This window comes from Vibrio profundi, from assembly GCF_005281835.1.
Taxonomy (GTDB): domain Bacteria; phylum Pseudomonadota; class Gammaproteobacteria; order Enterobacterales; family Vibrionaceae; genus Vibrio; species Vibrio profundi.
Genome location: NZ_RZIS01000001.1, coordinates 509744 through 528742 on the forward strand (window position 1 = coordinate 509744; position 18999 = coordinate 528742).

Genomic DNA, 18999 nt, shown 5'->3' on the forward strand with positions numbered 1-18999 from the left:
TGCAGCGAGCAATTGTTTAACGCAAACTGATTAAAATTGATATACACTCAAATCATAGTGAGTAAAGGCTAAGAGGTTAGCGAATGACAGATAAAAGCAAAGAGGGTAGTAGTGGTAAACTGCTTTACTGCTCTTTCTGCGGCAAAAGCCAGCACGAAGTTCGCAAATTAATCGCAGGTCCTTCTGTTTACATTTGTGATGAATGTGTCGATCTTTGTAACGACATTATTCGTGAAGAAATCAAGGATGTTCTACCTAAGAAAGAATCGGAAGCGCTACCAACACCGCGCCAGATCCGTGAACACCTTGATGACTATGTAATTGGCCAAGATTACGCGAAAAAAGTGCTAGCCGTAGCGGTATATAACCACTATAAGCGTTTACGTAATGGTGATACTACGAGCGATGGCGTAGAGCTAGGTAAGAGTAATATTCTACTTATCGGCCCTACAGGTAGTGGTAAAACACTACTAGCAGAAACATTGGCTCGTTTCCTCGATGTACCATTCACAATGGCAGATGCAACTACACTAACCGAAGCGGGTTATGTAGGTGAAGATGTAGAAAACATCATTCAGAAACTGCTACAGAAATGTGATTACGACGTGGCGAAAGCTGAACGTGGTATTGTTTACATCGATGAAATTGATAAGATTTCTCGTAAAGCTGAAAACCCATCAATTACGCGTGACGTATCTGGTGAAGGTGTGCAGCAAGCTTTGCTTAAGTTAGTTGAAGGTACTGTGGCGTCTGTACCACCACAAGGTGGTCGTAAGCACCCACAACAAGAATTCCTTCAAGTTGATACGTCTAAGATTCTATTTATCTGTGGTGGCGCATTTGCTGGCTTAGATAAAGTGATTGAACAGCGCGTAGAAAAAGGTTCGGGTATTGGCTTTGGTGCGGAAGTGCGCTCTAAAGACGAAACTAAAACGATTGGTGAGCTATTCACTCAAGTAGAACCTGAAGATTTAGTGAAGTATGGTTTAATTCCAGAATTCATTGGTCGTCTACCTGTGACAACAACGCTAACTGAGCTTGACGAAGAAGCGCTAATCCAAATTCTTTGTGAACCAAAGAACGCCCTAACTAAGCAGTACGGTGCGTTATTTGATTTAGAAGATACCGAATTAGAGTTCCGTGAAGATGCATTACGTGCAATTGCTAAGAAAGCAATGGAACGTAAAACAGGTGCTCGTGGTCTACGTTCTATTCTTGAAGGCGTGCTACTTGAAACCATGTATGAGCTTCCATCGTCAACAGACGTAAGTAAAGTGGTAATTGATGAGTCGGTAATTAATGGTGAGTCTGAACCACTATTAATTTACAGCAACTCAGACAATCAAGCCGCTGGCGCTGAATAAAACATTCTCAAAATAAAAAGGAGGTAAGTAATTACCTCCTTTTTTTTATTCTTTCATTGAATCCAGTCGTTTAAGCCCCATATACTGCTTTATAAGTTAAAGCGGAAGAGAGAAAAATATGAACTTGGAACGTTCCGAGCGTATCGAGATCCCCGTACTGCCTCTACGTGATGTAGTGGTTTACCCACACATGGTTATTCCATTGTTTGTTGGTCGTGAAAAATCGATTTCTTGTCTAGAAACGGCAATGGAAACCAACAAGCAAGTACTGCTAGTCGCACAAAAAGAAGCGGATACTGATGAGCCTTCTATCGACGACCTATTTGAAGTAGGTACCGTTGCTACCATTCTTCAGTTATTAAAGCTTCCAGATGGTACGGTAAAAGTCCTTGTAGAAGGTCAGCAACGTGCAAAAATTCACCAGTTTAGAGAAAGTGAATTTTTCCTTGCGGATGCCGAATACGTTGTAACCTCAGAACTTGATGAAAAAGAACAAGAAGTGGTTGTTCGCAGTGCGATCAATCAATTCGAAGGCTTTATTAAGCTAAACAAAAAGATCCCACCTGAAGTACTTACTTCTTTGAATGGTATCGATGAAGCGGCGCGCCTTGCGGATACGATCGCTGCTCATATGCCTCTAAAACTTGTTGATAAGCAACATGTACTAGAAATCCTTGACGTAACTGAGCGTCTTGAATTCCTAATGGGCCAAATGGAGTCAGAGATTGACATCCTACAAGTTGAAAAACGCATCCGTGGCCGCGTTAAGAAGCAGATGGAAAAATCTCAGCGCGAGTACTACCTGAATGAGCAAATGAAAGCGATTCAGAAAGAACTCGGTGAGATGGACGATGCACCAGACGAATTTGAAACTCTGAAGCAGAAGATCGAAGAATCGAAAATGCCTCAGGAAGCTCGTGAAAAAACCGAGCAAGAATTGCAAAAACTGAAAATGATGTCACCTATGTCTGCTGAGGCAACAGTAGTACGTAGCTACATCGATTGGATGGTTGGCGTTCCTTGGGCTAAGCGCTCAAAAGTTAAGAAGAATCTAGCGAAAGCGGAAGAGATCTTAAACGAAGATCACTACGGTTTAGAGCGTGTTAAAGAACGTATCCTTGAGTACTTGGCAGTTCAAAACCGTATCAACAAGCTGAAAGGTCCAATCCTTTGTCTTGTTGGTCCTCCAGGTGTAGGTAAAACGTCTCTAGGTCGCTCTATCGCGGCTGCTACAGGCCGTAAGTACACACGCATGGCACTAGGTGGCGTTCGTGATGAAGCTGAGATTCGTGGTCACCGCCGTACCTACATCGGTTCCCTTCCGGGTAAATTAATCCAGAAGATGTCTAAAGTTGGCGTTAAGAATCCACTGTTCCTATTGGATGAGATCGATAAGATGTCTTCTGATATGCGTGGCGACCCATCTTCAGCGCTTCTTGAAGTATTAGACCCAGAGCAAAACAATGCGTTTAACGATCACTACTTAGAAGTCGATTACGACCTTTCCGATGTTATGTTCGTAGCGACGTCTAACTCAATGGATATTCCAGGGCCACTATTAGACCGTATGGAAGTAATCCGTCTATCTGGTTACACAGAAGATGAGAAGCTGAATATCGCTAAGCGTCACCTTGTTGATAAACAAGTTCAGCGCAACGGTCTGAAGCCGCATGAGATTGAAATCGAAGATTCAGCGATTATCGGAATTATCCGTTACTACACTCGTGAAGCGGGCGTACGTAGCTTAGAACGTGAAATCTCGAAGATTTGCCGTAAAGCAGTTAAGAATATCTTGCTTGATAAAGAGCTAAAGTCTGTAACAGTGACTATGGACAACCTAAAAGAGTACTTAGGTGTTCAACGTCATGACTTTGGTAAAGCTGACGAGAGCAATCGTATTGGTCAAGTGACGGGCTTAGCATGGACTCAAGTGGGTGGCGACTTGCTTACTATCGAAACTGAGTCAATGCCGGGTAAAGGTAAACTGACGCAAACTGGTTCTCTTGGCGACGTAATGCAAGAGTCTATTCAGGCGGCAATGACAGTGGTTCGTTCTCGTGCTGAAAAATTGGGTATCAATAGCGACTTCTACGAGAAGCGTGATATCCATGTTCACGTGCCTGAAGGTGCTACACCAAAAGATGGCCCAAGTGCAGGCATCGCGATGTGCACAGCATTAGTGTCTAGCCTAACAGGCAATCCTGTGAAAGCTGAAGTTGCAATGACAGGTGAAATTACCCTTCGTGGCGAAGTACTTCCAATTGGTGGCTTGAAAGAGAAACTACTGGCAGCGCACCGCGGCGGCATCAAAACAGTACTGATTCCTAAAGATAACGAACGTGATCTAGAAGAGATTCCAGATAATGTAATCGCTGATTTGAAGGTGATTCCAGTTCAATGGATTGATGAAGTATTGAAAGTTGCACTTGAACAAGACCCTTCTGGTGTTGAGTTTGTCGCTAAAAAATAGTGATGTGTAGCAAAAATAAGTAAAGAATAACGCTGATAGACCTAAAAAGGCTTGTCAGCGTTTTTTTTGGGCGCTAAGTTAATCCACTAAAGCTTCTAGCCCTTTTGTTACAAGGCTTGAAGCTGTTTTTAAACCAAAATGGAACGAATAGTCGTCTTAAAAAAATAATTACAGATGACACAAAGGGGAAACACAGTGAATAAAACACAATTAGTAGAATCAATCGCAGAAAACGCAGACATTTCTAAAGCTTCAGCTGGCCGCGCTCTTGACGCATTCATCGAAGCTGTAGGCACTACTCTACAATCTGGTGACCAGGTAGCTCTTGTTGGTTTCGGTACATTCAGTGTTCGCACTCGTGCAGCTCGTACAGGTCGTAACCCTAAGACTGGTGAAGAAATCCAAATCGCAGAAGCTAAAGTACCAGGTTTCAAAGCTGGTAAAGCACTGAAAGACGCTTGTAACTAAGACGCTTTCTAAACCGTTTGAAACATTGAGTTTCATTTTCAAGCGGAATATGTGTTAAGCACATCGAACTTTTTTAATTTATGCGCATCCTACTGATGCGCATTTCTTTTTCTGATATTATCGCGTGAATAGATTTTTATTTTGAAGCCTTATGCTTCATTCCCGGAGAGCAGTTAAATTATGATGGAACGGTTACGCGAAGGCGTGAATAGCATCGCGGTAAAAATTATCCTTGGATTGATTATCCTTTCATTTGTTTTCGCGGGCGTTGGTAGTTACATCACTGGTGGTGGTAGCAACGCTGCGGCGAAAGTAGGCAACACTGAAATCGGTCGTGGTGAGTTCGAACAAGCTTACCAAAATGAACGTAATCGTATGCAATCTCAGCTAGGTGATTACTTCTCACAAATGCTTTCAGATCCAGCTTACGTTGAGTCTTTCCGTCGCTCAGTTCTAGACCGTTTGATTAACGATCTACTTCTTGAGCAACATGCAGAGTCTTTAGGCCTTCGTATCAGTGACGCTCAAATCCGCACTATGATTCTTGAGATGCCGCAGTTCCAAAACGACGGCAAGTTTGACCAAGAAATTTACCAAGCAGCACTCCGTCGTGCAGGCTTCAGTGCTGAAAGCTTTGCTGAGTATATGCGTCGTGATTTAGTTCGTAACCAACTAGTAACGGCACTTCAAACAAGTGACTTTGTGCTACAAGGTGAGATCGATGCGCAGAGCAAACTTATTGCTCAGACTCGTGACATTCGTTCTATTACATTGTCGGTAAATGAGCTTGCGAAAGGCATTGAACTGACAGATGAAGAAATTGAGCAGTACTACAAGCAAAATCCTGCAAGCTACACTCGCCCAGAGCAAGTAAAAGTAGCTTACATTGAGCTTTCTGCTGAGCAATTAAGAGCTGATGCTCAAATTTCAGATGAAGCTGTAGAGCAATACTACCAAGAACACTTAGATAAGTACTCTTCTGAAGAACAGCGTAAAGTTAGCCATATTTTAGTGCAAGGCGATGACGAAGCGAAAGCTCAGTCTATTCTTGACGAGCTGAATGCTGGTGCTGATTTCGCAACTCTAGCTGAAGAAAAGTCAGACGACTTTGGAAGCGCAGATCTTGGTGGTGATTTAGGTTGGATTGAGCGTGATGTGATGGATCCTGCATTCGAAGAAGCGGCATTCGCTTTAGAAAAAGCAGGGGATACAACGGGTCTAGTTAAGTCTGAGTTTGGTTACCACATTATTAAGCTTGAAGAATTAAAAGCGTCAGAAGCTCAACCGCTATCTGAAGTCGCTGCAGAGATTAAGCAAGAGCTTGTGGACCAATACGCTGTAGACCAATTCTACGAGCTACAAAATGAGCTAGAAACGGTTGCTTTCGAATTCCCTGATTCACTTGATGATTCAGCGCAAGCAATCAACGCTAAGATTCAAACAACAGATTTCATTTCACAAGTTGATGCACCATCAATTCTGAAAACACCTGCAGTGATTCAAGCAATCTTGAGCCCTGAAGTGAAAGAAGATGGTCTTAATTCTGAAGTTATTGAAGTTGCTCCAGAGCATGTGATCGTTGTTCGTGTTGAAGATGCTCGTGATGAAATGGTACTTCCACTATCAGAAGTGAAAGAGCAAGTTGTGGCGTCTCTATCTCAAGTTAAAGCTGAGCAACAAGCGATTGAGCTTGGTGAATCTTTAGTTGCTTCACTTGAAGAAGGTAACGAACAGATTCTAGCTGATAAGAGCCTAGCGTTTGGCGAATTAGAGACTATTGATCGTAGCTCTCCTTTAGCCGCTACAGTGTTTGCTTTTGCTAAACCTGAAGAAGGTAAAGCGGTTTATGGCCAATCAAAAGATGCGCAAGGCAACATCGTTGTCGTTGAGCTATCGAAAGTTGAAGCTAAGATCGAACCTGCTTATAGTGAGCAAATTGGTGCGCAGCTAGAACGTGTTGGTAACCAACAAGATTTATCTAACGTATTAACTGTTCTGCGTAATAATGCGGATATCGAGTACTACGTTGTGAGTCAGTAAACACACTGCCGCAATTGATATGTAACATTAAACGGGTCACTTAGGTGGCCCGTTTTATTTTGTGCGTAATTCTATGTTGATTGGATAGATCAGTTATTACTCTGTTTTTCTTAACGATAAGGAGAGCATAATGAAATTGACACAAATGTTACTTGGATTCGTATTGAGCATAGGTTGGTTGTTACCCGCGCAAGCGGCAGATAATCCTACGCGAGCTGAAAAATACGAAGGGATCGAAATTACGGTCAACATTAATACCGCACCAGCAGAAGAGCTAGCTATTATGTTGCTCGGTGTTGGTGAAAAGAAAGCGCAGCAAATAGTGCAATATAGAGAAAGTAACGGCAGTTTTTCGGATGCAAACGAATTAGCTAACGTTAAGGGGATTGGAGCAGCGACGGTGGAGAAGAATCGCAAGAGAATTGAACTTTAAATAAACCTGTTACTTGACCTAGATTTTGGTACCTTCTCAATGTTGAAAAGGTACTTCTTTTTAAGACACATGCGCACAAGTAAGACAGTCGTCTGATTATTTAGCATCTGACTTATCGTAAAAATACATTGATAGCGCACCAGTTAGTCCTGCGAATCCGCCCACTAAATGAGCCTCTATCGCGACTCTAGCGGCAATCATAGCGCTAGTACTCTCTGAAGCACCGTAGAACTGCTCCCAGCCCACTTTAAGTATTAATCCTAATACCAGGAGCCAACTAGACTTTCTTCCTCTTAACGCTTCATTTAGAGCGAAGTAGCCAAATAGCCCATGTAAGGTTCCAGATAACCCGACGTAAATTTGGATACTAGACCACAATAGTCCGATACCTACGAGAGCACTAATAGTGATGAGTGTAACTAACAGCTGCTTTTTTGATGGAGTGAATAAGTAGCTAATAACCCACAAACCAGCTAGATTCATCAAAAGATGCCAAATGTTGGTATGGGTGAAATTTCCTGTTAGGATTCGCCACCATTGACCAGAAGCAAGCGCATGAATATCCCATTGCATTATTTGCTGCACTGAGTCGATTTGAAAAATAACGCAGATGACTGTGGTTAGAACTAGAACAAGGTACACGTAAACTCCATGTCTCGATATTGTCCCCAATGTGCGAAAGCGAACAAAGCATGTATTTGTCAGTGGATCACGCCACTGAAATCAGAAGTTGAGCTTATCATTCTTCAGCATCCTTCAGAAGAGCACCGCCCAATGGGAACAGCAAAGATTCTTGCTTTGTCCTTAGCTAATTGTGTCACCTTTGTAGGTGAAGACTTTAGTGAACACTTGGAACTTAATCGTCTGTTAAGTGAGGAGCATGTTGAGCATTTTGTTCTTTATCCGAGTGATAGTTCACAGGGAATTGAAGCTGCGTGTGAGGCCAAAAAGAAAGTGCGTGTGATATTGTTAGATGGTACTTGGAAAAAGGCGTTTAAAATTTGGCAAGTGTCGAGCAATCTGCATCACTTACCTACACTACATTTACCAAAAGATCTTAAAGGTAATTACCGAATTCGAAAGGCACCTTCAGAAAATAGTTTATCGACGGTTGAAGCTGGCTTTCACTTATTGAGCGCATTTGAGCAGGGGGAAGACTACAGCCCATTGATGACGGCATTTGATAAAATGATTCAATTTCAAATCGACCAAATGCCGCCTGGGGTATTCGAGAAAAACTACTTGGCGTAATTTGTCTCTTAAAACCCAGTATGGGCCGAGAATAACTGCTGGTGAAGTCGCTGGGCAAAGTCATCGGTCATTGACGAAATGTAGTCTGCAATGACTCGCATCTTCTTCGCTTCATCTTCTTCTAATAACCAATCTTGCTTTACTTGTGTAGGCAATAACCGCTCCGGATCGGCACTAAGGGCCTCGAACATATCCATGATGATTTGCTGGCCTTTGTACTCAATAATTTGTACTTGCGGGACTTGAATTACATACTGGCTGACAAAGCGTTTGAGTGCGCTAAGCGCTTTTTCCATAGTTGGCTCAAGGTAAGCATTAAATGCCAGAAGTGGGCTTTCAAATGGCGCAGAAACCGTTTTGATTGAAATGCTGGTTAGCAGCGCATTGACTATTCCGCCAATCGCATCTTTACGATGGTAATGCTCACCCGAGAACAACATCTCGCTAATTGAACTCAGATTTTTGTTAAACCAAGGGTCGTTGGCTTGCTGTAATTCAGATTCTGCCGTTTTCCATTGAGCGCGTGTGACCATCCCTAAGACGATCGCATCTTCTAGATCATGGACGCCGTAGGCAATATCGTCCGCTAATTCCATAATTGAGCAATCGATTGACTTAAATTGTGTTTTGTTGTGTTCGGTATCGGCAAGTTGCTGATGACGAAGTTGTCCAAATAGTTCTCTATCTAGTTGGGAAAGGGGTGAGACGACCCAGTCAAATAGTTCTAAATCATGATCATAAATACCTTTGGCCGGCATCCAATCTTTTGCTCGTAACTGGCGTTGGTGTTTTACCGGTTCGGCTTGGATTTTCGCACTGGTGCGGCTAAGCAAAGCGGGGTACTTGATCAAGCCTAATAACGTTCTGCGCGCAAGGTTCATACCGTGGTGCTCAGTATAAGGTTCTAGGCGAGTGAGAATGCGGAAAGTCTGAGCATTACCTTCGAAACCGCCATGGTCGCGCATCATGTAGTTGAGTGCGACTTCCCCACCATGACCATATGGTGGGTGGCCAATATCATGAGCAAGACAGAGGGAATCAATTAGGCTATCTGAGGGAAGCAGCTCACGATACTCGGGCTGTTTTTTCTTAATTTGAGCAACGATGCCTGTGCCTAGTTGGGCTGCTTCTAATGAGTGAGTAAGGCGAGTGCGGTGGAAATCGTTAATACTAGTGCCATGTACTTGGGTTTTTGCTTGCAGTCGACGGAAAGCGGCAGAATGAAGCACGCGCGCTCGATCGCGTTGATATGGGCTACGGTGATCATCACGTCTTATTTTGTGTTCGTCATCATTGCGATGTTCCCATTCTGGGCTTAATGAAAATTCCAAGTGCACACCTATCTTTTTGATTTTATTTATCGTTCAAAGTTTACTGCTTTAGCTGATCTCGTCTAGTGATAATTCAAAGCTCGGAGCAAATGTCGTAAGAAAGTATTCCATTTCCGGTGTTTTACGCTGCTGGAGTGTTTCTTCTAGTCTGCGTTTGGCTTGCTCGTACTCATGGTTACCCGCGCTCAATTCTTCTAAGCATTTTAAATAGGCGCAGATAGAGTCAGCCTGTTTCACAATATTCTGTTCATCTTGATTACAGCGGCCGGAAATTAAGAAAGGTTCAAAATCCTCTTGGAATTCTTCAGGTAACATGGATAACAATCGCTTTTCGGCAGCGGCTTCAATTTTTTTATATTCAGTTGCGATTTCAGCATTGTAGTATTTGACGGGCGTAGGCAGATCGCCTGTGAGGACTTCACTGGTGTCGTGGTACATCCCGAGTAGGGCAATGTGTTCTGGGTTGAGTTGCCCTTCAAACTTTTTGTTTTTGATAAGTGCTAATGCGTGGGCGACAAAAGCGACCTGTAAGCTGTGTTCTGAAATATTCTCGCTTGAGACCGAGCGCATCAGAGGCCAGCGCTGGATGAGTTTCATGCGTGCGAGGTGGGCGAAGAAATGGCTCTGTTTCATAAGTGTCCTTTTTAAACAGTGCTCGACTCGTGCCTTGTGCTTGTCACAAACTGCGCGAGACAGCGGATACAAAAAAGGCTCCTAAACCGGAGCCTTTTAAGCATAGAAGTGAATGAATACAAGTTAAAGCCTTTTAAAACAGCAAATTGTAGCCATATTTCTTTGTGTACATTAACCGTCGACGAGGTCGTCTTGGTTGTAGGTCTGCAAGAAGCGTTCTAGTCGACCAATCGCTACTTCAAGATCTTCAATATGTGGCAAAGTCACAATACGGAAGTGGTCAGGCTTAGGCCAGTTGAAACCAGTACCTTGTACCAGTAGTACTTTTTCTTGTTTTAGGAAATCGAGTACGAACTTCTGATCGTCTTTGATGTTGTACATCTCGGTATCGATCTTCGGGAATAGGTACATCGCGCCCTTTGGCTTCACACAAGAAACACCTGGGATTTTGTTAATCAGTTCCCATGCTCGATCACGTTGCTCAAGCAGTCGTCCGCCAGGAAGAATCAGTTCATTGATACTCTGATAGCCACCTAATGCTGTTTGGATAGCATGCTGCATTGGTACGTTGGCACACAAACGCATAGAGGCCAGCATCTCTAACCCTTCGACATAGCCTTTGGCTAAGTGTTTAGGGCCCGTTAAGAACATCCAACCACCGCGGAAACCACAAACACGGTAAGCCTTAGACAGACCGTTGAATGTTACCATCAGTACGTCTTCAGCCAGCGTTGCGACAGAGGTGTGTACTGCACCGTCGTATAGGACTTTGTCGTAAATCTCATCAGCGAAGATGATCAAACCGTGCTCACGCGCAATCTCAACGACTTGCAATAGGAAGTCGCGGCTGTAAACCGCACCTGTAGGGTTATTCGGGTTGATAAGAACAATGCCGCGAGTCTTCGGTGAGATCTTTGCACGCATGTCATCCAGATCTGGGTACCAGTCTGCATCTTCATCACACATGTAGTGAACTGGAGTACCACCTGAAAGCGCAACAGACGCTGTCCATAGCGGGTAGTCTGGAGCGGGAACTAAGATTTCATCACCATTATCCAGTAGCGCTTGCATAGACATAACGATAAGCTCAGAAGCACCGTTACCAATGTAAACGTCTTCTACGTCAAGATTACGTAGGCCTTTTTTCTGGTAGTGCTGAACAACCGCTTTACGGGCTGAGTAGATGCCTTTTGAGTCGCAGTAACCTTGAGATGTCGGCAGGTTACGGATTACATCAACAAGGATTTCATCAGGGGCGTCAAAACCAAATGGGGCGGGGTTACCAATATTAAGCTTTAGTATTTTATGCCCTTCTTCTTCCATACGCTTAGCATGTTTGAGTACAGGTCCCCTGATTTCATAGCATACGCTGTTGAGTTTTGACGACATCCCGATATTTTGCATTGCCGATTTCCTGAAAATAATTTAAATACTTTATTAAAGTACCCTAAATTGCAGTTTGATAGAATAAAAATCTGTGATTTGTCTAATTAACGGATAAGCTTTGTTCGCTTTAAATCACATGAATGTGCAAAACATTTTATACATTCTTGATCTGAATAAGGTCAGTCCATAGAGTATCCAATTAATATAATAATAAATTTGATGTGGACGAGGTCGATTTGTCACATTTTCAGCAAGCTATTTCTGCGTTAATTGAACGGGTAAAAGCAGCCCAATCTGGCGAAGTTCGTTGTGTCGAAAATTTGGAGAAAGCTCCATCATTCGCGTTGATTGAATGGTTGCATGCACAACCTATGTTTCCTAAGTTTTATTGGCAATCGCGTGATACTCGTGAAGAGGTCGTCGCCATTGGTAAGATCCATACTTTTACTGATCCGGCACCAGCCTACGCGATTTTAGGTGACGACCAAAGGATCTGGGGAGGGCGCTCATTCGATGGTAATACTGATAAGAATAAGCGTTGTATGTCTTCGTTTTTCTTCCTGCCACAAATTGAGTTGATTCGTTTTGACCAGCAATGGTCGATAGCAGTTAATTTGAGTCAAAATAAGCACAACGAAATTGCTGCACTTCGACGTTTAAAGATTGATTCTTCCACACTTGCGCCTTTGTCTGCTCACATCAAGCATATTGAACATGTACCAAAGCGTGATGAGTGGGGTTCGTTAGTCGGAAAAGTCTTAAGTGGGATAGAAGCTGAGGATTTTAAAAAGGTTGTATTGGCCCGTAAAACAACCCTCACTCTTGATACCCCAATTCATGCAGCTCAGTTACTACGTGCAAGTTATCTATCGAATCACAATAGTTTCCATTTTATGTTGGTGCTGGATTCTAAGCATAGCTTTATCGGCTCCACCCCCGAGCGCCTATACAGTCGCCATGGCGTTGAGCTTCACACTGAAGCGCTTGCTGGCACGATTGGTCGAGGTGTAAATGCCACCCAAGATATGGAGCTGGCAAATTGGCTGTCTCAAGATGCAAAAAACCTCAACGAGAACCAGTATGTGGTTGACGATATCATTGAACGTTTAACTCCGCATTCAAACCATGTTGAAGTTGAAGAAGAGGCGCGTTTAGTCCGCTTAAGAAAGGTTCAGCATTTGAAACGCAGCATTCATGCTGAGCTTAAACCGGGAATTAACGGCGTGCAGTTGTTGGCCGCATTGCAACCAACGGCGGCGGTTGCTGGTTTACCACGTAAAGAGTCCATGGGCTTTATTGCTAAGCATGAACCCTTTGCAAGAGGTTGGTATGCCGGGTCGGTTGGCTTTATTAGCCATCAGCGAGCAGAGTTCTGTGTAGCGATTCGTAGTGCCTTGATTGTCAATGATCAAGTACAGCTATTTGCAGGGGCTGGGATCGTTCCAGGATCGGAGGCGGAATTGGAATGGCAAGAGCTGAATAAGAAAATGTCGACTTTATTGAGCCTAATATCTGATCACCCTCCGTTAGGGGTAGCATCATGAGTGTAGAACAAGCGGTTCTAAATCGAATCTGGAGCGAGACGCTATTAGAAGAACTAGTAAGGTTAGGTGTCGAGGATGTGTGTATCGCGCCAGGCTCCCGTTCTACGCCATTAACGTTAGAAGCCGACGCGAACCCTAAACTAAACTTGCATAGTCATTTTGATGAGCGTGGGCTTGGTTTTTACGCGCTTGGGCTTGCCAAAGCGAGCCAAAATCCGGTAGCCGTTATCGTTACTTCCGGTACCGCAGTGGCAAATTTATTACCTGCGATTGTCGAAGCGGGTTTAACTCGCGAAAAGCTGATTGTGTTGACCTCTGATCGGCCCATTGAGCTCATTGGTTGCGGTGCAAACCAAGCTATTCAACAACAGGGGATCTTTTCATCCCATGTCACAGAGTCATTAAACCTTCCAAGCCCTAGCCAATCCGTTCCGCTGAATTGGCTATTAAGCTCCATCGACCACGTTATTCAAAAACAAAGTCGAGCGGGTGGTGTGATACACGTGAATTGTCCGTTTCCAGAACCTTTGTACTCGGATGGCGATAAAGCAACATTTTCCGACTACACGAGTGCGATTAGCAAATGGCGAGACAGTAACAGTATTTATTCGCTGCAGTTGAATGGGGAACCTGAGAAACTCTCTACGCAGCTACCCGCTGAGTATTTGGCTAGGAAAGGAGCTGTCGTTATTGGTTCGCTTGAGCTAGCGGACTCGCAGAAGATATTGGAGTGGTCTAAGCAACTTGGCTGGCCAGTATTCTGTGATCCGCAATCTGGAGCTTCAAGCGCTTGGGCTCATTATGATCTGTGGATGCAGTTAGATGGCGCACAGCTGCAATTAACAGACTGTGATTTTATTATTCAGTTTGGCGAACGCCTTGTATCCAAACGACTTAATCACTGGATTTCAAGGCAGTGTAAGCATACTTCCCCCAGCCAATATGTAGTAGTTTCTTCCGACCATCATCGAATCAACCAGTCTCACTTAAGCCAAACGCATTTAGTGACGTCAATTGAACAGTTTATTTTTCAGCACCCTACGCCAACGCTTTTAGCTCAAAATTATGGTTGGGCAGATCCGTTGATTGAATATGCGAACAGCGTTACAGAATTGGCACAAGCACAATTGACCGCCAACGAATCTTTAACTGAGTTAGCGGTGGCTATGGATTTGTCTGCTAGAGTTAATCAAAAGCATGTATTTATTGGCAATAGCTTGATTGTTCGTTTAGCGGATATGTTTTCAGCGTTGGATGGCAGTCAGGTTTTTAGTAACAGGGGAGCTTCTGGCATCGATGGGTTAGTAGCCACAGCGGCAGGTGTAGTCAGTCATACTCAAACGCCAACATTGATGTTGATTGGTGATACTTCGCTGCTGTATGACCTAAATTCTTTGGCTTTATTCAGTCGCCAAATTACTCCAGTTGTCATCGTCGTTACCAATAACGATGGTGGGGCAATTTTCGACCTATTACCAGTCCCAGAACAACAAAAACAGAGCTTATATCAATTACCTCATGGTTTTGAGTTTAGACATGCTGCAGCTCAATTTGGATTGAAATATTGCCAACCAGAAACTTTGCCTAGTTATCAATCTCAGATAGAACACCACTTTAACCATGGTAGCGGAGCTTTGCTGGTTGAAGTTAAAACGCCCCCCGAACAAGCTTCAACGCAGCTCACTCAGTTCATGAACTTGCTACGCGAAACGCTCAATTAAGGAGTCAGTATGCTTTCAGCAGTCCAACAGCCAGCAACACCTAACGCGCCTACCGATTTACCTCTACTAGTGTTTCTTCATGGTTTGCTCGGCAGTGGGGAAGACTGGAAGGAATGCGCTGAACTATTACCTACATTTCCTAAGTTGATGATCGATCTGCCGGGTCATGGTGAAAGTCGCTTTGTAGATACCGAAGGTTTTGATGAAAGTTGCCAAATGATCGGGCGTACCATTTCTGAACAAATGGATAAAATGAATTTGGCATCGGATCACCCTGTAGTACTTATCGGGTATTCGCTTGGGGGACGGCTTGCGATGTACGCATTAGCGGAGGGGATCCTCGCTCCATTTAATATCGTAAAACTCATAGTGGAAGGTGGTAATTTCGGCTTAGAAACAGATGAGGAAAAAGCATCACGTTTGGTGAATGATACAAAGTGGGCGATTCGCTTTGCACAGCAACCAATTGAAGAAGTTTTATCCGATTGGTATCAACAAAGTGTTTTTTCTTCACTAAACCATGAGCAAAGACAAACTTTGGTATTAAAGCGTAATGGTAACCTTGGTGTATCCGTAGCAAATATGTTGTTATCTACATCGTTAGCAAAACAACCAGATTTGCGTGCTACATTGAACGCTTATCAACATCTGATTCACTACGTCTGTGGAAAAAAAGATCGAAAATTCATAGATCTAGCAACGCAGAGCGGTTTTGAATTTAGCCAAATTGATTTCGCAGGCCATAACGTTCATTTCGAACAACCTGAGCAATTTAGCGATGTGATAAAGCAACAAAGTAACGTTTAGCCATGGTGTGCGCCATGGTTAACCTAAAGAACAATGGGAATCACCATGGCAAAAACAGTTGGCATCACCGAAGAAGAACTATACGCAGCCGTCCATTGGACAGATTGCACTAGCAGTTACGAAGACATTCAATACCATAAGTCTGAAGATGGTATCGCAAAGATCACCATCGCTCGTCCACAAGTTCATAATGCTTTCCGTCCTCAAACCGTAAAAGAAATGATCAGTGCATTGGCTGACGCTCGTTACGATGAGAAGGTTGGTGTGATTATTTTGACAGGCCTAGGTGAGAAGGCATTTTGTTCTGGCGGTGACCAAAGTATTCGTGGTGATTACGGTGGCTATCAGGATGATTCAGGTACGCATCATCTTAACGTGCTGGATTTCCAACGTCAGATCCGCACATGTCCTAAGCCAGTTATCGCTGCGGTATCAGGCTGGGCTGTTGGTGGTGGTCACGTACTCCATATGATGGCTGACTTAACCATCGCTGCCGAAAACGCCCAGTTTGGCCAAACAGGCCCTAAAGTAGGGTCTTTTGATGGTGGATGGGGCGCATCTTACATGGCTCGAATTGTAGGCCAGAAGAAAGCCCGCGAAATTTGGTTCCTCTGCCGTTTTTATGATGCACAAGAAGCACTCGACATGGGCTTAGTGAATACTGTGGTGCCTGTCGATGACCTAGAAAAAGAAACGGTACGTTGGTGTCGTGAAGTACTTCAACACAGCCCTATGGCATTACGTTGTTTGAAAGCGGCACTGAATGCGGACTGTGATGGTCAAGCCGGTTTACAAGAATTGGCTGGTAACGCGACGATGATGTTCTACATGACAGAAGAAGGGCAAGAAGGACGTAACGCATTCAATGAGAAGCGTCGCCCAGATTTCGATAAATTTCCGCGTAACCCTTAATACTTTTCTATGCTTACCTTTTGGAGTTGCTCTGAGCAACTCCTTCTCATTTGTCAGCCACAAGGTTATAACTATGCGCCAAGCCAAACTGTACCGTTACCGACTACCGATGGACAGCGGAGTCATTCTTCGTGAGACCAAGTTAAATGAGCGAGTGGGTTACGTTATAGAGTTAATAGAGGGTAATAGGTCGAGCTTTGGTGAGGTTGCTCCACTACCCGGATTCAGTATAGAAAGTGTGGAAGAAGCCGGTGTGCAACTCCAAGCTGAGTTAGAACTTTGGGTGAACCACAAGCCTTTAACGGAGAATGATGAGCTGTTTCCATCGGTAGCATTTGGCCTGTCTATGGCGCAGCTGGAGCTGAGTAACCAGTTACCAGCGCAAGGCAATTATCAAGCCGCACCACTATGTACTGGCGACCCAGATGACTTGCTCCCTGTGTTGAATGAGATGGCTGGTGAAAAAGTCGCAAAGGTGAAAGTGGGGCTGTATGAAGCGATCCGTGACGGTATGTTAGTGAATCTATTTTTGGAATCGATACCCGACTTGCAATTGCGGTTAGACGCTAACCGAGCTTGGACGCCTGAAAAAGCGAAACAGTTTATTAAATATGTGGCTCCGTCTTTGCGTCAGCGCATTAGTTTTCTTGAAGAGCCTTGCCAACAGCCAGGGGACAGTCTTTCGTTTGCGATTGATACTGGAGTTGCTATCGCATGGGATGAAACGTTGCAGCACGCAGTCAAACACCCAGACTTTTCTTTGGATGATTTAACCGGCGCTAAAGCTATTGTGATTAAGCCTACTTTGATTGGATCGGTAGAGCGCTGTATCGCCTTGATTGAGAAAGCCGAGCAGCTAGGGATCCAAGCAGTAATTAGTTCGAGCATTGAAAGTAGTATTGGCTTAAACCAACTGGCTAGATTAGCTCATTGGAAGTTACCTAATGAAGTACCGGGGCTTGATACGATCGGCTTGTTCAAACAACAGCTGCATGTGCCTTGGCCAGGTAGTTCTTTGCCTGTTGCTAGCTTAGAAGAGCAAGAGCTCATTTGGTCAGCTTAAATTCGCCAACCTATTAGATAACCTACGTAATACTTAAATCAATTCGGTCATATCGATAATGCGCTTACTTTCTGACAATCAACCTCTTTGGCTTGAGTGGGCGCAGCAGTCCTCGCATCAAGCAGCATTTATTACTCCGACTCACACTTATAATTGGCAGCAAGTTTCAGATTTAGTCGAGCTCTACGCGACTTATCTGCGCGAAAGGGGGCTTAGCTCTGGAGATGTGCTGACCATTGTTGGTAAAAATCAGCCCGAAACCGTACCTGTGTATCTCGCTGCGATAACATTGGGAGTGGTTTGTTCATTTACGATGCCCCAACCAGTGTCAAAGCTAGAAGAAAAATTGGAAACGCTCTATCGGTCAGAAGAGCAGGCGTATCTGTGGCTTCCGGATAGTAATGTCGCGGACACTGTTGTTTTCTCGCGTCCAAATGTTTCCATCTTGTCTATTCCCACCCTTGAAGAAGTCTCAATCACAGAGCTTGCGCCGATAGCAAACTCCACCTTAACGCGTGCTTTTTACATTAATGCATTAGCAACGATTGTGTTTACTTCTGGGTCTACGGGGACACCTAAGGCCGTGGCACATACTCTTCGACAGCATCTATCTTCAGCAGATGGCTTGCTGGAAGTTTTTCATTTCAATCAGGGTGATACTTGGCTATTAAGTCTGCCTATGTACCATGTATCCGGCTTAGCAATTTTGCATCGCTGGCTGTTTGCTGGTGGTTGCTTAAAAATTGGCTCAGGTAATCTAGACATTGATATTCAAGGGTGCAGTCATGCTTCGCTAGTGGCTACTCAGCTACATCGATTATTAGAAAATCATCGAGCGCTGGATCTGACTCATGTGCTTCTTGGGGGAAGTCATATACCAGCAGAGCTTACTCAGCAAGCCCAAGCTTTGGGGGTTGAAACTTGGCTAGGTTATGGGATGACGGAAGCCGCCTCAACAGTCACAGCTATGCATGCGGGCTTAGATTTCGATAAGGAGACTGCCGGCCATTTGCTGAAACATCGACAATTAAAAATCGAAAATGAACGTATTTTTATTGGCGGAGAGACTTTAGCGGCTGGCTACTACCATCAAGGTGAACTTAAGCCTCTCGCTGATGCTAAAGGGTGGTTTGATAGCAAAGATATCGGTGCGTGGAGTGGAGAGCAGCTTCGAATCATTGGCCGCGCAGACAACCAGTTTATTTCTGGCGGTGAGAATATTCATTGTGAAGAAATAGAGCGAGCACTTAATAATATTTCGGAAGTGAAACAAGCGTTTGTCATTCCTGTTGAGGATGTAGAGTTTGGTTTTAGGCCTGTTGCAATAGTGGAATGCGATGAGCTTGCAAGCAAGGTCTGGTTTGATAGCCGATTGGACGGTGTTCTTGAACGCTATAAATACCCTATCGAATATCATCAACTGCCGGATCTTGAGTTACAAGGGATAAAGATTTCAAGAGTAGGGTTAGCAGCGTGGCTGAAACAGGAAAGAAGTTAAAAAAGTGAAGCGCAATAAACGGTGACTAGGCGTAATTGCGCTTCAGGGGGTTGTGATGGAGGTGAAGCCATCACAAAT

16 protein-coding genes are annotated in these 18999 nt (G+C 44.1%); 12 read left to right on the plus strand and 4 right to left on the minus strand.

Annotation, left to right across the window (positions count from 1 at the left end; translation table 11 throughout):
- Positions 1 to 83: 83 nt before the first annotated feature.
- From clpX to ELZ11_RS02410, 5 genes are all read left to right on the plus strand, one after another.
- Positions 84 to 1364 carry an ATP-dependent protease ATP-binding subunit ClpX gene (gene clpX, locus ELZ11_RS02390; protein WP_137355769.1) on the plus strand — a complete coding sequence of 427 codons (1281 nt, stop codon included), beginning with the start codon at positions 84 to 86 and terminating at the stop codon, positions 1362 to 1364.
- A 118-nt stretch (positions 1365 to 1482) separates the two neighbouring features.
- Positions 1483 to 3834 (plus strand): endopeptidase La, encoded by a 2352-nt coding sequence (lon, locus tag ELZ11_RS02395; RefSeq protein ID WP_137355770.1) that lies wholly within the window; start codon positions 1483 to 1485, stop codon positions 3832 to 3834.
- A gap of 174 nt (positions 3835 to 4008) precedes the next feature.
- The gene (locus ELZ11_RS02400) at positions 4009 to 4302 is read left to right on the plus strand and encodes an HU family DNA-binding protein (RefSeq protein WP_257618954.1); all 294 of its coding nucleotides are present in this window, start codon (positions 4009 to 4011) and stop codon (positions 4300 to 4302) included.
- 180 nt (positions 4303 to 4482) lie between these two features.
- Positions 4483 to 6342 (plus strand): peptidylprolyl isomerase, encoded by a 1860-nt coding sequence (gene ppiD / locus ELZ11_RS02405; protein ID WP_137355771.1) that lies wholly within the window; start codon positions 4483 to 4485, stop codon positions 6340 to 6342.
- Between the two features lie 145 nt (positions 6343 to 6487).
- Positions 6488 to 6775, plus strand: a complete 288-nt coding sequence (locus ELZ11_RS02410) for a ComEA family DNA-binding protein (RefSeq protein ID WP_374939802.1) — start codon at positions 6488 to 6490, stop codon at positions 6773 to 6775.
- Positions 6776 to 6871: 96 nt separating this feature from the next.
- On the opposite strand, the gene rrtA is transcribed toward ELZ11_RS02410, so the two are convergent.
- Positions 6872 to 7417 (minus strand): rhombosortase, encoded by a 546-nt coding sequence (gene rrtA / locus ELZ11_RS02415; protein WP_137355773.1) that lies wholly within the window; start codon positions 7415 to 7417, stop codon positions 6872 to 6874.
- 9 nt (positions 7418 to 7426) lie between these two features.
- Between rrtA and ELZ11_RS02420 the strand changes: the two genes are divergently transcribed.
- Complete coding sequence (locus ELZ11_RS02420) at positions 7427 to 8026, plus strand: tRNA-uridine aminocarboxypropyltransferase (protein ID WP_137355774.1); 600 nt, start codon at positions 7427 to 7429, stop codon at positions 8024 to 8026.
- An 8-nt stretch (positions 8027 to 8034) separates the two neighbouring features.
- Here the strand turns inward: ELZ11_RS02420 and ELZ11_RS02425 are convergent, their stop codons facing one another.
- The 3 genes from ELZ11_RS02425 to ELZ11_RS02435 form a co-directional block, all read right to left on the minus strand.
- Positions 8035 to 9357, minus strand: a complete 1323-nt coding sequence (locus tag ELZ11_RS02425) for an anti-phage deoxyguanosine triphosphatase (RefSeq protein ID WP_137355775.1) — start codon at positions 9355 to 9357, stop codon at positions 8035 to 8037.
- Between the two features lie 48 nt (positions 9358 to 9405).
- A complete protein-coding gene (gene yfbR, locus ELZ11_RS02430; RefSeq protein ID WP_137355776.1) occupies positions 9406 to 9990 on the minus strand; it encodes a 5'-deoxynucleotidase in 585 nt (194 codons plus the stop codon).
- 171 nt (positions 9991 to 10161) lie between these two features.
- Complete coding sequence (locus ELZ11_RS02435) at positions 10162 to 11394, minus strand: pyridoxal phosphate-dependent aminotransferase (RefSeq protein WP_137355777.1); 1233 nt, start codon at positions 11392 to 11394, stop codon at positions 10162 to 10164.
- 218 nt (positions 11395 to 11612) lie between these two features.
- Between ELZ11_RS02435 and ELZ11_RS02440 the strand changes: the two genes are divergently transcribed.
- The 6 genes from ELZ11_RS02440 (at position 11613) to menE (ending at position 18921) form a co-directional block, all read left to right on the plus strand.
- Positions 11613 to 12920, plus strand: coding sequence for an isochorismate synthase (locus tag ELZ11_RS02440; protein WP_137355778.1), 1308 nt, complete (start codon positions 11613 to 11615; stop codon positions 12918 to 12920).
- Complete coding sequence (gene menD / locus ELZ11_RS02445; RefSeq protein ID WP_137355779.1) at positions 12917 to 14641, plus strand: 2-succinyl-5-enolpyruvyl-6-hydroxy-3-cyclohexene-1-carboxylic-acid synthase; 1725 nt, start codon at positions 12917 to 12919, stop codon at positions 14639 to 14641. Before ELZ11_RS02440 ends, menD begins: the two co-directional genes overlap by 4 nt.
- 9 nt (positions 14642 to 14650) lie before the next feature.
- Complete coding sequence (gene menH, locus ELZ11_RS02450; RefSeq protein WP_137355780.1) at positions 14651 to 15448, plus strand: 2-succinyl-6-hydroxy-2,4-cyclohexadiene-1-carboxylate synthase; 798 nt, start codon at positions 14651 to 14653, stop codon at positions 15446 to 15448.
- Positions 15449 to 15493: 45 nt separating this feature from the next.
- A complete protein-coding gene (menB, locus tag ELZ11_RS02455; RefSeq protein ID WP_137355781.1) occupies positions 15494 to 16360 on the plus strand; it encodes a 1,4-dihydroxy-2-naphthoyl-CoA synthase in 867 nt (288 codons plus the stop codon).
- A gap of 73 nt (positions 16361 to 16433) precedes the next feature.
- The gene (gene menC, locus ELZ11_RS02460; protein WP_137355782.1) at positions 16434 to 17423 is read left to right on the plus strand and encodes an o-succinylbenzoate synthase; all 990 of its coding nucleotides are present in this window, start codon (positions 16434 to 16436) and stop codon (positions 17421 to 17423) included.
- 55 nt (positions 17424 to 17478) lie between these two features.
- The gene (gene menE, locus ELZ11_RS02465; RefSeq protein WP_137355783.1) at positions 17479 to 18921 is read left to right on the plus strand and encodes an o-succinylbenzoate--CoA ligase; all 1443 of its coding nucleotides are present in this window, start codon (positions 17479 to 17481) and stop codon (positions 18919 to 18921) included.
- Positions 18922 to 18999: the final 78 nt, after the last annotated feature.

Excerpts from the sequence above, each read along its gene's own strand:
- ELZ11_RS02410 (WP_374939802.1), top strand. The coding sequence starts at position 6,488 with ATGTTACTTGGATTCGTATTGAGCATAGGTTGGTTGTTACCCGCGCAA.
- menD (WP_137355779.1), top strand. The coding sequence starts at position 12,917 with ATGAGTGTAGAACAAGCGGTTCTAAATCGAATCTGGAGCGAGACGCTA.
- menC (WP_137355782.1), top strand. The coding sequence starts at position 16,434 with ATGCGCCAAGCCAAACTGTACCGTTACCGACTACCGATGGACAGCGGA.
- yfbR (WP_137355776.1), bottom strand. The coding sequence starts at position 9,990 with ATGAAACAGAGCCATTTCTTCGCCCACCTCGCACGCATGAAACTCATC.
- ELZ11_RS02435 (WP_137355777.1), bottom strand. The coding sequence starts at position 11,394 with ATGCAAAATATCGGGATGTCGTCAAAACTCAACAGCGTATGCTATGAA.
- clpX (WP_137355769.1), top strand. The coding sequence starts at position 84 with ATGACAGATAAAAGCAAAGAGGGTAGTAGTGGTAAACTGCTTTACTGC.
- lon (WP_137355770.1), top strand. The coding sequence starts at position 1,483 with ATGAACTTGGAACGTTCCGAGCGTATCGAGATCCCCGTACTGCCTCTA.
- ELZ11_RS02400 (WP_257618954.1), top strand. The coding sequence starts at position 4,009 with ATGACACAAAGGGGAAACACAGTGAATAAAACACAATTAGTAGAATCA.
- menH (WP_137355780.1), top strand. The coding sequence starts at position 14,651 with ATGCTTTCAGCAGTCCAACAGCCAGCAACACCTAACGCGCCTACCGAT.
- menB (WP_137355781.1), top strand. The coding sequence starts at position 15,494 with ATGGCAAAAACAGTTGGCATCACCGAAGAAGAACTATACGCAGCCGTC.
- ELZ11_RS02420 (WP_137355774.1), top strand. The coding sequence starts at position 7,427 with ATGTCTCGATATTGTCCCCAATGTGCGAAAGCGAACAAAGCATGTATT.
- ppiD (WP_137355771.1), top strand. The coding sequence starts at position 4,483 with ATGATGGAACGGTTACGCGAAGGCGTGAATAGCATCGCGGTAAAAATT.